Origin of the sequence: Bradyrhizobium manausense (genome assembly GCF_018129685.1) — a bacterium.
GTDB lineage: Bacteria > Pseudomonadota > Alphaproteobacteria > Rhizobiales > Xanthobacteraceae > Bradyrhizobium > Bradyrhizobium manausense_D.
Genome location: NZ_JAFCLG010000012.1, coordinates 141,602 through 154,541, shown reverse-complemented (window position 1 = coordinate 154,541; position 12,940 = coordinate 141,602). Strand labels below are relative to the sequence as shown.

Sequence of the window (12,940 nt, the reverse complement as noted above, 5' to 3'; positions counted from 1 at the left end):
GCACGATTTCTCTCAGCGCCGCAATGCCGCGGATGTGACCAGTCGTGATGCCGGCATGTGTTGGGGCTTTGCGATCGAGCGCCAATTAAAGGAGGCAACGGCATCTGGAGAAAAAGCGATGCGTTCCGTCTTGGCGTTTCCGGGCGGCTTTGCTCCACCGAGCTACACCGCCACCGGGGACACGAGCTGTTGCGATGGAGCCGCATCCGGCGCGGCCCCGACTATGCATGTAGAGAACTGGCCCGTGCTTACAGGGAAATGGATCGAGTTGAACAGCCGATAAGTTCACCGTTACAATTGGGCATGGTCGCCGCCGGGTGACGTCGTGTCTGCACGACCGACGTGATGTCCGAACGCGATCTGACTCTTTCGTCTCCGAGCACAGGACTTTTCGTATGCCGACCGCGCCGTCGAACCGAGAGCTTTTCAGGACAGACGGATTTCCGGAGCAGGACCGGTTTGACATTTTCCGCGACGAGATCATTCGCCGCAATGGCTCGCTTGATGTTGCCAGGCGAGGCATCGGGACGTTTCGCGCAGAATTGCATCGACAGGCGGTCGGCCCGATTGTGGTTGGTTCGATCATTGCCTCGCCACTGGACCTCTTCCGAACCCAGAACATGCTCGCCGACAGCAACGACTCCTTCGTCATCCACATGTGCCGCAGCGGACGGCCGGTTTCGACGCAGCGCGATGAAGCAATTCGACTTGCGCCCGGCGACGCGGTTATTTGCGACTGGAGAAATACTGGAAGTTTTCGCCTGGATTCAGAGACCCATTTTTCATCCATCAATATCCCGAGGCCGGTCTTGTCGAAGCGGTTGCGGCGCCTGCCCAACGGAGGATCGCTGCTGAGCGGCGACGACACTGCCCGGCGGTTGCTGTTCAGCTACATCGACACCGCGCGCGCTCTCCCGCTATCGGATGGATCTCGCGCCGCTGAGCTCTATGGCGAACATGTCCTGGATCTCGCTGCGCTGGCGCTTGGCGCCGAGGGCGAGACCCGCGAGATTGCGGAACAGCGCGGCGCGCGCGCGGCGCGCCGCGCGGCGATCCTGCGCATCATCTCTCAGCAATTTGGCGATCCCGGCCTTGACCCAGCCGCCGTCGCCGCTCAATTGGGCATTACACCCCGCTATTTGCACATGCTGTTGGAAGAAACTGGCTGCAGCTTTACCCAGCATCTCCTGGACAAACGCCTTGAGCAGGCTGCGGTACTGTTGCGCGATCCGCGCCAGCATGGCTGGAAGATCAGTGCCATTGCCCAGGAAGCCGGATTTGCCGATCTGTCTTACTTCAACCGCGCGTTTCGCCGCCGCTTCGGCGATACACCGTCTGGGGTTCGGGCCGCTGCCGGGCAACGACTGCAAAACGAGCGATGAATGAACGATGGACCACCAATTGCTGCACACGATGTATCAGGGCCGTGACGCCAATATTTTCCTTGCGAACGACATCGACGTCACCGAACAATGGTCATTCGCCCAATTACTGGATTGTGCAGCATCCGTTTGTTCTGGTTAGCGCTACGGCGAAGCAACATTGCTCATCATCGTCGCTCGTGGCCCGCCATTCATGCGCTCATCCAGCCCGGAGGCACGGACAACAAGCGACGCTCCGCGGAGCCGGAATATCACCACTGATAGCGTACGACGCCCTTGCCGGCGTAGCTGCGAGTGACGTTGGAGAACTCGCCCTCGAAGGTGGCGGCGGCGGACCAGCCGTTCATCCATTTCGTTTCGGCGGATGCGGTGACGAGCGCCGCATCGGTTGCCTGTTTCGCGCCGTTGACGACAAAGGATGCGCCCGGCAGGGTCTGGAAGGTCGCGCCGATGCTGCGGTCGGGATTGTAGTCGTGCGCCCAGGCCAGGCGTCCGCGCAGCGTGAAGATCGACTCCGGCATGGCCCATGACTTGTCGGTGCGTACCCCGACTTCGCTACGGGGGTCGGTCACGCTCCTCGCGCCGTAGGCAAGCGCAAAATTATTGGAGCCGGTGGTTGCCCGCTCGGCATAGGCCGGCAGATCAAAGGTCGCGAATTGCGCCGCGGCATAGGGCGTCACCCCCATCCAGGGCGTGACAAACCGATAGCCGCCTTCGATCCGGCCCGAAAACGCATTCGCGTCGAAGTGGGCCTGCAACTGGTCGATGCCGGCAACGGCGACCGCGCGGTTGGTGGTGATATCCTGCCAGCCATAGGCCAGCGCACCCGTGAGATAGGCCGCTCCGACTGTGTGACGGACAAATGCGCCAGCCTGAAAAAGGTCCGACCGTCCGGAGCCGGCGTTGATGACGCTGAAACTTGTGCCGCCTCCGGCGAGCGCAAAGCCCGCAATGGTGTTGGGCGAGAACCGGTAATCTGCACCGACCGCCGTCGCGCCGAGGCTGCTGTTTGCCGAGTTCGATCCCAGTGTCGCGTTGCCACTCGTTGTTTGCGAACCACCGTAGCCGGCGGCCCAGACGCTCCATCCCGGATGAAACGACATCGCCGGGGCGGCCTTGCGATAGATCGCGGCGTAAGCGTCGCGCTGGCTTTGGCTGCGGGGCGGGTCTTTCGTCGCGAAGGCGTTAGCGGCATCGAATTCTTCCACAAAAGACGTCGCGCTCGCCCCTGCGCTCATCCTGTCGCCGCGGCCGGCGACGAACGGATCCGACATCACGCCCATGAACTGGGTCATGGCGTCGAAGGTTGCCTGCTGCGATCCGGTCGGGAGTTCGCCGGAAATCTGGGTCAAGCCGGCCGGGGACAGCCCGCCGAACACCATCGGAATGGAGCCCGTACTGTTGAAGAATCCGACGACGGCGTTTGCGACGTTCTGCTGGTTGATGTTGAGGCCGGCGGACTTGCCGGGCGCTGGACTGAGATTAAGAGCGAGGTTGAGATAGGCGTGCGTCGCGTCATAGCTCAGCGATGTCGTGAAGCCGGACGGCAGGTTGGTGTTCGCGGTTGCGGGATTGAAGGTGCCGCTGACGCTTGCTGCCGTCAGGATCGTGTATTGCTTGGCGACGTAGCTGCCGGCGGCGAAGCTGGCGCCGACCGTGGCGCCGCCCAGGGTCGCGGTACCGGAAACGGAGGCGAATGACGATGTCGCTGGACTGAGCGCGATCAAATACAGCGCGCCCGACTGAAACGCAAGATTGCCGCTTACGGTCATCGACGAGCCGGCCGTGCCGTTGCCTGGCGCGAACGCGCCGCCGCTGTTGACTGTGGTGTTACCGACGGTGCCGGTGCCGGCCAACGTTCCGCCGGAATTGACGGTCGTCAGCGGCGACGTCGCAATCGATCCGTCGATGATGAGTGTGCCGCCATTGATCGTCGTCGTCCCGAGATAGGTATTTATGCCGCCCAGGGTCTCCGTTCCGGCGCTCAGAGCAAGCGCACCATCGCCGCTGACGACACCGAAGAAGCCATCGTTCGCCGCGGTCAGCGTGAGCGTGTGGTTGCCCAAGACTACATTGGCGGTGGCAGTGGTCCCAGCCAGCGACTTGATCGACGAATCCACGGTCGTGAGCGAGAAATCGAGGTTGGCGTTATCCACAACCTTGCTCGACGCGGCAATGCTGCCCGTTCCGGTCAAGGCCAACATGCCTGAATTGATAAAGGTATCGCCGGTGTAGGTGTTCGAGCCACTGAGAATGAGTGTGCCTGTGTTAGCCTGCACAACTTGCACCCCGGCCCCGCCCAGATTGTTCGATATTGAAATCACGTGACCGGCGCTTGCGCTGTTCGTCAATCCGCCAAGACCGAAATTGATCGCCTCTCCGGTCACGGTATAGGACTGCGAGTTGGCGACGAAGGTCCAGTCGCTGACGGCGATTGGGGCCGTTACCGTAACCGTCGAGGAGCCCGTGCTGCTGAAAAATGCAGCTTGGCTGGCGCTGACGGGTGGCGCGCCGACGGGCGGATTGCTCCAGTTGGAGCCGAGATTGTAGTCGCTGGTCGCCGTGGTGGAGCCGATCCCGCCCCAGATGCTCTGCGCTGCCGCCGGCATCGCCGTGAAGAGAACCAGTGTAGCGGCCGTTGCGGCGACCCGAAAGCCAGTGTTGCAAAAATTCACTTGGATATGCATTCCAATTCCTCGATCTGGCTTCGCGTGCATGGCGTCGATCGCTGACGCGACGACGCTCCTGGCTATGTGCGTGCCGGAACAGCGCGACGCACAAGCAACGTTTTCCGATTTGCTCAAGGCGACCGATTCCAGCGACTGACATCTGCAAACTACAAAGCCCTGCCAATTGTCTTGGACCACCGCGAACTCAGCTCTGCCGCGAGAGAAATCGCGGCATCTCTGGTGCGATGTGTTGTGATGGGGCCACAGGCGGTACGGCTCCGGAAATGCCTTCGGCGAACCGGAGCCACGCGGGCTCGGGCTTTGGGCCCGACTGGAATTGCACCGCTCAGCCGAGCAGCACCCGCACTTGCATCAAGAAGATCGGCCGATAGAAGCTCGGCGTCTGCGATGGGTCCGCAGCGGAAATCGTCCTGTCCTCACCGAGGCTCTGTCAGCCGCCATTCGCCATTCCGGAGCTCGATGGACGTCAAAGCGCTTCGTTGCGGGTCTTTCATTGACGATGCAAGAAGCTCGATGCGCGTGTTTCCGTCCCAGCCGGCAAATTCATAGAGCCACTCCCCATTATCAGGCGTACGATAGTGCCATTCCTTGAGGGCTGGATCGGGCGTGCTCGGAACGACATCCATTCCATCGGGAGGCCCGGAGGGGCCAATCGACGAGGCAACCGACGCAAGCCAACGCCTGTCCGGCGAGTAGTGCGGGGGCGAAACGATTTCCGTGGCGTCACCAGTGGCGGCCCTCACCAAGAGCCAGCTCGCACCCTCCCAATATTCGACCTCGATCAGGACAAGGTCGTGCTCGGGAAAATACCCCGTCAGCTGATATTTGACGCAGCCCTCGGCGTCGTTGCTCCGACACTTCGCGTCCTCGTTGAGATAACTTCTCGTCGCCCCGTTCCTGAACTTCAATTGCAAACCAGGGCCGACGCGCTTGGCCAGTTCGCTAACCTGCTCCAGACAGGCCTGCTCCGACCGATCAATGTCGCCGACGCCGGCGTCGCCGACACAGCGCCCGTCCTGCGAGGGATGATCGGAAAAGGAATAGGGCGTGAACGCAACGGCGTTGGAACCAAACAAGAGACATGAAGCCGCGGCGGCAATTGCAAGCCGTATCGGGAAAGCTTTCATCGTGGATCCCGCATTAGTCGAAACAGCCTCGAGCTGATGGCAGAAAAATCGTGCCGGGCGAGTTAATGGCCGAGGCGCCGCCGGTCAATGATACGGTTCACCTGCACACCGACCTCCTGCTGGCATAGCGGCACCAGACTCAGCGCCAGGCGAACCGGGAAGGTGCTGGCACGATTTCTCTCAGCGCCGCAATGCCGCGGATGTGACCAGTCGTGATGCCGGCATGTGTTGGGGCTTTGCGATCGAGCGCCAATTAAAGGAGGCAACGGCATCTGGAGAAAAAGCGATGCGTTCTATCCTGGCCTTGAGCTTTTTGATCGCGCTGTCCGGCATTGCGAATGCGGCGAGCTTGCATCACACGCACCGGCACGCCGCTGTTCGCACCGATCAGGGCGCCACAAATCCTGCCTCGAGCTTTGCCTACACGCCGGCTCAGCCGCCGGCGCAATTCGGGTCGACGTCCTCCTGTGACCACGAAGCCTATTACGGCGCGTGCCAGGGTTACGCGCCCGGCGAAAAGCAGCAGTTTCTGGGCAGCTTGCATGGCCCATAGAGGACCCGGGCCCGCGTGATTTCGAAGGCGCAGCCATTGGGGTGAGCGCGAATTTTGAGTTCGGCCATCAATCCAGCGGAACGTTGAGACTGGTCCCTTTGGTGATGATGCCGCCCCGGTTGCCGATCTCGATCGAACCATAGCGCTGCTTGAAGCAATCGGGCAGCGGCCGGTCGCCTTCCATGCTGAGCCAAAGGCGCAGGAGATGACGCTCCTGGTTGGCATCGGGCCAATCGCGGAATCCGGTCCGATCGTGCAGCAAGGCATGGTTGTAGACGAACTGCATGTCTCCCGGCTGAAGCCGCATGCCAAAATGCAGGTCGGGATCGTTTGCGATCGCGTCAAACAGATCGAGCGCCTCGATATGAGCCGGCGTCAGTCTGGGCGCATCGGGAAAGCGCTGCGCGCTGTCGATATACTGGCGCTGATAGAACCCGGTCAGAAACCCTTCATGCCAGTTCAGCACCGGAATTTCGAGATACGGCTTTTCGTTCTCAGGTACCTCGCCGCGCCGGTCCGTCGCGATTGGGTCGAACAACAGGGCGGCAAGGTCGGGGCGTCTGGCAAACATCTCGTTGTAGATGGTCGAGGTGCTGACCAGGAGAGAGTCGCCTCCCTCCATCGCCTCGCGAATGCAGAGCAGCCCCACCACGTCGGACGAATCCGTGTGGAACGTTTGCCGTTCCGAGGTCTGATAGATCCTGACGTTCGGATCCTTCGCATCCGCGCCGACGTCGCGGACGTGGCCGAGAATGTGTCCCGCTGCGTTCTGCGATCGCGCCGAGCCGAGATGCGCGCCGACGCCGCAAAAAATCGTCGCGGCAAACTCCTGGCTGTAGTTTGCGACCGGCAGGCCGCGGATGACTTCGAAACCCAGGCCGGTCAGCAGCGTCGTCTTGAGCTGCTCCAGGTGCGCGCCGAGTTGCGGAAGCGGAAAGCTCTGCTTCGTGATCCCGGCGATGTTCCTGCTCCGAGCAAGATAGGATTCGGCCGCGTGCTCGAGCTCCGCGATCTCGCTGGCCGTGAGCGTTTTCAACCAACGATCGGGGCTGGCCTTCATTTCGGCGCCTCGCCAGGCGGACGGGATGTCGATCTTGCCCGGAGGCAGATTGATCCCGCCGGGGGCTGAGACCGCGTTCATGCTGTAGCTCCTGGGGAGATTGGTCGTCAGAAGCGCATCTGACGCCTGACGATATTGTGGCGACCGCTCGTTTGCAACTTGGCCAGGCGCAATGCACGGGCCGACCGAGGGCAACCGTCGTTCAACTGAGAGCGAGGCAAATTTTCGATCTCACTCCCGAACGACAGGATGATCTCGAAGTTGCCTCCCTCTCTGGCTTCGAATTGCTCGATTGCAGCTTCGGCGCCTTCGGGAGCGATCCAGCACACAAGCTCTTCCGGCTGAATGCAGGCGCTATAGATGCGAGCCGAACTAGCGGAGATCAGGCGGGAAGATGTGTGCGTCCGGTTTAGCTCGTCCATCTCCGTTTCCTGCTTCTATGCCGACAACACGTCAGGCTGCTGTCAGACGGCCCGAACAGTCGATTTCCGACAAGCCACCTGCGCTCCGTGCATGGCTGGTATCGGGTTAATCTGATACAATCCATGGCTGTCGGGACGGCTGTTCCGTCCCGGATTTGGGGAGGTACCTTATGCGATCGTCATTAGGCTTCGCCGTGCCGTCAGTCGTCTTTACCTTGTCAGCCGTCTTGCTGTGCAGCACATCAGGCACGGCAATGTCGCAACCCACACCAAACTCCTCGCTTCCCGCCGTCTCGGTTGAAGCGCCGAAGGCAAGACAAGCCGTTGTGCCGACGCAGGGGCCAACGACCGCAACGTCCCACCACCACCATCCACGGGCATCAGGCTCATCGACCGCTCAACGGCCGGTATTCGCCCCGGGTTCAACCATGGGCAGGCTTGCCACGCTGGAGCGATCGGCCAGCAGCTGCAACGGTGGTTGCGAAACCAGTTACAGGGTCGGCAACGCTCCCTGGGTTGGATGCAGCTTTAGTAGTGGCTCTGAGCCCTTTACCACGCATTTCTCGACAACGTGCCGAGACACGCTGACCTACAATACCTACGCGCAGTGCGTCGAAACCAAGGCCTTCCTCGGCGCAACACCCAGAGAGTCTCGGTGGATTTGCACGAGCCTGCTGGCTGGAGGCAAGCTGGCCGGCGAAAAGCAGGTCGCAGAGCAATCAAGCCGCCACTAGTCCACGCCGCCCGCCGGCCCGACCAAAGACAGATCGCATGGCTCGAAGGTTTCGAGCCATGCGGAATGCCCTCTTGGGATCAGAAGCAGACGTCAGACAGGGTGCGCTCACCGCCGCCGAAATCATCACCAGCGTGCTGACGGAATCTGACAGCTTGCCGTGATATGGCCGGTCATGTCGCGCGCTCAGCGCCTCTTGGACGTGATCCAGCTGTTGCGCAGTCACCGAGGGCCTGTCGCGGCGGACCGGCTGGCCGACGAACTCGGCGTCTCGATGCGGACGATCTATCCGTACATCGAAACGCTGAAGGGTCAGGGGGCCCATATCGATGGCGAGGCCGGCATTGGCTATGTCCTGCGGCCGGGCTTCATGTTGCCGCCGCTGATGTTCTCGGAAGAGGAGATCGAAGCGCTTGTGCTGGTCGATGGGTTGCGGCGCAGCCGGATGAGCCGCTCGGAAAGCGGCGCAGAACGGGCTTGCGAAGATCGCCGCCGTGCTGCCCGAAGACCGAACCGCCAATTGCGTTGAGCGAAAAGGCTGACTAGGAAATTCGGATGAATTCCGAATCGTCCTCAGGCTGGCCAGTCCAGGAGCCACCGCCCTTCCTTCCCCCGCCACGTCGCCGCTGGCCGCTTGCGCTCCTCGTGGCCGTGGTCGTTGCGCTCGCAGGCGCTGGGGCTTGTTTTGTCTGGCTGAACCCGGGATTGGTCATTCCGTCCGGGGGGCGCGAGACCGGGGACACCGATGGCAACGCGAATGACAAAGCGGTCATCACGGACCTGCTCGCCGCGCAGCAAAAGTCGAATGACGACCTGGCTGCGATGGAGAAGGCCGTCGCCGACCAGCAAGAGCAGCTGAAGGCGATCGTCAATCAGCTTGCCAACCTCAGCTCGAAGATCGACGCGCTGAAGAGCCCGGCCCCGCAGTCACCGGTCGCACAATTTCCGTCGCCCGGGCCTGCTGCGTCGATGCCACCCGCCTCGGCGCCTCCTGTCGCGCCAGCTCCGGCAGCACGCGTCGTCCCCAAACAAAAGAAGCCGCCGCGTGCGGCGACCCCGACGGGTCCGATCTCGGTCGGTGGCGCGCCGCTGAACGCTGCGCCCGATGCGACTGCGCGCTGAGCAAGCCAATTCAGGCGACGGCATTTGCCAGGAACGCGCCGGGATTGGCGATGCCGCCGATCAGGAGCGCGAAGGCAAGCACTTGCGCGGTCACGGCGCCGGCGAGGCCGAAAGCCGCAGAAGCGGGAATGGAACTCCGGGGAACATGGATCGTTTGCACTTGTTCCGAACCAGGAGACCCCCGTGTGAACCGCCGACAACTTCTTCGCGGATCGGCCGCAGTTTCAGCTGCAGCCATATTACCGCGGGCCGCGGACGCTCAGCCCAGCGCCGCGCCGCCCTTCAGCCCATCCTATGTGCGCGAGCTGGCGCGCGCGCTTGCGGCCAAGCCGTTCGCGGCTCCGGACGAGAAGCTGCCGGATGCGCTGAAGACTCTCAACTACGACCAATACCGGTCTATTCGTTTCGCGCCTGAAAAGGCGCTGTGGCGCGCAGAAAAGCTGCCATTCGAAGTTCAGTTTTTCCACCGCGGCTTCTTTTACAAGAACAGGGTGGACATCTTTCAGGTGGCGGACAGGAGCGTCACGCCGGTCTCGTACCGGCGCGATGACTTCTCGTTCGGCGAGGGCCTCGGACAATGGCCGGATGCCGATCTCGGCTTCGCCGGCTTCCGCATCCATGCCCCGATCAACAAACCGGATTATTACGACGAACTTTGCGTCTTCCTCGGCGCAAGCTATTTCCGGGCCGTTGCGAAAGGACAGACCTATGGTCTGTCGGCGCGGGGGCTTGCGATCGATACCGGCGAAAGCAAAGGCGAAGAGTTCCCGGTGTTCAAGGCCTTCTGGCTGGAGAAGCCGGCCCCGAATGCCTCCTCGATGGTGGTCCACGCGCTGCTCGACAGCAAGAGCGCGGCCGCAAGCTACCGTTTCACCATTCGGCCCGGCCAAACCACTGTTTTCGACGTCGAGATGGCGCTCTATCCGCGGATCGACCTCGAGCACGCCGGGCTTGCGCCGATGACCAGCATGTTCTTCTTCGGTCCGAACGATCGAAAGGATTTCGACGATTTCCGCCCCGCCGTTCACGATTCGGATGGACTTTCGATCTTCAACGGCAGAGGTGAGCAGCTCTGGCGACCGCTCAACAATCCGCACGATCTGCAGGTCAGCAGTTTTGCCGACGTCAATCCGGGCGGCTTCGGCCTCATGCAGCGGGAACGAAACTATCTCGCTTATCAGGATCTGGAATCCAGTTTCGAGACGCGCCCAAGCCTCTGGTTCGAGCCGATCGGCGATTGGGGCGAAGGTGCCGTGAAACTGTTCGAGATTCCGACCAAGGAGGAGGTCCACGACAATATCGCCGCGCTCTGGCAACCGCAGCAGCCTCTGACGGCAAAGAGCGAACACATCTTTACCTATCGACTGCACTGGGGCACGGACGCGCCGAAGGCCGACGCACTCGCGCGATTTACCCGAACGGGCATTGGCAGCCGGGGAGACGACAGCAAGCTGTTCGTCCTGGAACTGATGGGCGACCACCTCAAAGGGGTTGATCCCAAGGCCATCAAGGGGGTGGTGACCGCTGAAAAAGCCGACATCAGCAACATCGTCACGCAACCAAATCCCGTGACCGGCGGATGGCGTCTGAGTTTCCAATGTTCGGTCAAGGGGCAGGCGTCGATCGAACTGCGTGCCTTCCTGGCGCAGAATGATGCGCCGGTCTCCGAAGTATGGATCTATCGATGGACGCCCTGAAGCAGTCGCAGGCACAGCTGCGACGCGCCCCCGAGCGCCCGTTCCTGCCGCCGGAAACCCCGCTCTCGATGCTGCCGTGTCGGCTCGACCGCGCGGCTGAAGTCAGGCATTCGCCGCTGCATGCCGGGACCACTTTGATTGTTCGCCGTCTCTTCATCTTCGTCGGCACCGCCTTGCTGACGCTTGCCGGCGGCTACGGCATGTACGACGTGGTGAAAGTCGGCGGTGTGACATCGCTCGAGGCGCTGCTGCTTGGTCTGTTCCTCGTGCTGCTCGCCTGGGTCGCGTTCTCGTTCATGTCCGCCCTCGCCGGATTATTCGTGCTGCTGACGCGCCGGCAGCCCAGCCTGCAGATCGTCACGACAGGCCCGCTGCCTCACGTCACCTCGCGCACCGCGATGCTGCTGCCGACCTATAACGAGGATCCGCATCATGTCATGGCGCGGCTGCGCGCGATCTACGAATCCATCGACGCGACCGGTTATTGCCAACAATTCGATTGGTTCCTGCTGAGCGATACGACCGACCCGGACATCTGGATCAGCGAAGAGATGGCCTTCATCGCTCTGTGCCGCGCCTGCGGTGGAGATCGGCTGTACTACCGGCACCGCTCCGACAATACCGCGCGGAAGTCCGGCAACATCGCCGACTGGGTCACCAGGTTTGGCGCGGCCTATGATCACATGATCGTTCTCGATGCGGACAGCCTGATGGAGGGTGATACGATCGTTCGCCTCGTGCACGCAATGGAACGCAACCCCACTTGCGCGCTGATCCAGACGCAGCCCGTCATCGTCAACGCGCGTACCCTGTTCAGCAGGCTGCAGCAATTTGCCGGGCGTGTGTACGGCCCCCTCATCACGGCGGGCAATGCCTGGTGGCACGGTGGCGACGGCAACTATTGGGGCCACAACGCCATCATCCGGCTCAAGGCCTTCGCTGCGGAGGCCGGGCTGCCGGAACTGCGCGGTCGCAAACCTTTCGGCGGACACATCCTCAGCCATGATTTCGTCGAGGCCGCGTTGATGCGCCGCGCCGGCTGGGCGATCTACATGGTCCCGGCCATTCGCGGCAGCTTCGAAGAGGTGCCGCCGTCGCTGCTGGATTTTGCGGGAAGAGACCGCCGGTGGTGCCAGGGCAATTTGCAGCATCTCGCGGTGCTGCCCACGCGCGGGCTGCACTGGGTGTCACGGCTGCACCTGCTCACCGGCATTGGATCCTACGTGACGGCGCCGCTTTGGCTTCTGTTCCTGTTGGTCGGTCTGCTCATTTCGCTGCAGGCGTACTTCATCCGGCCCGAATACTTTCCGAAGGGCTTCAGTTTGTTTCCCACCTGGCCGCAACAGGACCCGGTGCTTGCGGCCTGGGTCTTTGCCGCGACAATGGGACTTCTCGTCCTGCCGAAGCTGCTGGCTTATCTGGTGCTGATCAGCAATCGTGACGAGCGGACCGGATTTGCAGGAAGCTTTCGTGTTCTGGCCGGGGTCGTTTGCGAGACGTTCGTGGCGGCATTGCTGGCTCCCTGCATGATGATCCTCCAGACCAAGGCCGTCATGGAAATTCTCGTGGGCCGAGACGCGGGCTGGCAGGTGCAACGCCGAAGCGACGGACAACTCGCCCGCGGCGAGATCTATCGAAAGCTCACCGGGCCGACACTCTGCGGCTTGGCCCTGTCGCTGTGCGCCTATGCCGTCTCTTTGCCGCTGCTGCTCTGGATGTCGCCCATGGTGCTGGGTCTGCTGCTCTCAATCCCGCTCGGGATCATGACGTCCTCGCGATTGAGGTCGCCCGGCGTCTTTGCCACGCCGGAGACCAACGACACGCCTGCCGTGGTGCGCCGTGCGAACGAGCTTGCTGCATCCGCGCCCGCCGAAATGCCCGGAGCCCTGCGACAGCTCAAGCGGGACCCGGAGCTGCTGGGCGAGCATTTGGACTCGCTTCCGCTTGCCAGCCCCCGCAGGTTTGGCGCCATCAACGTGCATCTTGCGACTGCGACCGCCAAGGTCGCGGAATGCGAAAGCCTGGAGGATGCCGCGACATGGCTCGACAAGCGAGAATTGCTCGCTGTTCTTGGCCATCCCACGCTGCTCAGGAGGGTTCTTGAGATGCCCCCGGGCAAGCAAGGGTAGCGATCCAGGCGCTACCCAGGCTGCG

General features: G+C 62.1%; 10 protein-coding genes and 2 pseudogenes. 7 read left to right on the top strand and 5 right to left on the bottom strand.

The genetic code is table 11. The features are described from left to right. A partial coding sequence (locus JQ621_RS24930) for a hypothetical protein (RefSeq protein ID WP_212237691.1) occupies positions 1–283 on the top strand: 283 nt, incomplete at its 5' end. A 112-nt stretch (positions 284–395) separates the two neighbouring features. After that, complete coding sequence (locus tag JQ621_RS35815) at positions 396–1,382, top strand: AraC family transcriptional regulator (protein WP_212237689.1); 987 nt, start codon at positions 396–398, stop codon at positions 1,380–1,382. A 251-nt stretch (positions 1,383–1,633) separates the two neighbouring features. On the opposite strand, the gene JQ621_RS24920 is transcribed toward JQ621_RS35815, so the two are convergent. After that, complete coding sequence (locus JQ621_RS24920) at positions 1,634–4,069, bottom strand: autotransporter outer membrane beta-barrel domain-containing protein (protein ID WP_249125544.1); 2,436 nt, start codon at positions 4,067–4,069, stop codon at positions 1,634–1,636. Positions 4,070–4,488: 419 nt separating this feature from the next. Next, positions 4,489–5,199, bottom strand: coding sequence for a hypothetical protein (locus tag JQ621_RS24915; RefSeq protein WP_212237685.1), 711 nt, complete (start codon positions 5,197–5,199; stop codon positions 4,489–4,491). Positions 5,200–5,401: 202 nt separating this feature from the next. Here JQ621_RS24915 and JQ621_RS24910 point away from each other — a divergent pair, with 202 nt between their 5' ends. Then, positions 5,402–5,752 (top strand): hypothetical protein, encoded by a 351-nt coding sequence (locus tag JQ621_RS24910; RefSeq protein WP_212237684.1) that lies wholly within the window; start codon positions 5,402–5,404, stop codon positions 5,750–5,752. A 67-nt stretch (positions 5,753–5,819) separates the two neighbouring features. On the opposite strand, the gene JQ621_RS24905 is transcribed toward JQ621_RS24910, so the two are convergent. Both JQ621_RS24905 and JQ621_RS24900 read right to left on the bottom strand, forming a co-directional pair. Then, complete coding sequence (locus JQ621_RS24905) at positions 5,820–6,893, bottom strand: TauD/TfdA family dioxygenase (RefSeq protein ID WP_212237682.1); 1,074 nt, start codon at positions 6,891–6,893, stop codon at positions 5,820–5,822. Between the two features lie 26 nt (positions 6,894–6,919). Then, positions 6,920–7,234, bottom strand: a complete 315-nt coding sequence (locus tag JQ621_RS24900) for an SRPBCC family protein (protein WP_212237680.1) — start codon at positions 7,232–7,234, stop codon at positions 6,920–6,922. A 908-nt stretch (positions 7,235–8,142) separates the two neighbouring features. Between JQ621_RS24900 and JQ621_RS24895 the strand changes: the two are divergent. Together JQ621_RS24895 and JQ621_RS24890 are read left to right on the top strand one after the other, a co-directional pair. Continuing rightward, positions 8,143–8,473 (top strand): annotated as a pseudogene (locus JQ621_RS24895) (helix-turn-helix transcriptional regulator); the annotation flags it as partial. 49 nt (positions 8,474–8,522) lie between these two features. Continuing rightward, on the top strand, positions 8,523–9,089 hold the full coding sequence (locus JQ621_RS24890) for a hypothetical protein (protein ID WP_212237678.1): 567 nt from the start codon (positions 8,523–8,525) through the stop codon (positions 9,087–9,089). A 19-nt stretch (positions 9,090–9,108) separates the two neighbouring features. On the opposite strand, the pseudogene JQ621_RS35810 reads toward JQ621_RS24890, so the two are convergent. Continuing rightward, positions 9,109–9,207, bottom strand: a pseudogene (locus JQ621_RS35810) (sulfite exporter TauE/SafE family protein); the annotation flags it as partial. Between the two features lie 67 nt (positions 9,208–9,274). Between JQ621_RS35810 and JQ621_RS24880 the strand changes: the two are divergent. Further along, positions 9,275–10,786: a glucan biosynthesis protein G gene (locus tag JQ621_RS24880; protein WP_212237676.1), complete on the top strand. Its 1,512-nt coding sequence runs from the start codon at positions 9,275–9,277 to the stop codon at positions 10,784–10,786. Next, entirely contained in the window at positions 10,774–12,915 is a 2,142-nt protein-coding gene (gene mdoH / locus JQ621_RS24875) for a glucans biosynthesis glucosyltransferase MdoH (RefSeq protein WP_212237674.1), read from the top strand. The genes JQ621_RS24880 and mdoH overlap by 13 nt, the downstream gene beginning before the upstream one ends. The last annotated feature ends 25 nt before the right edge of the window (positions 12,916–12,940 follow it).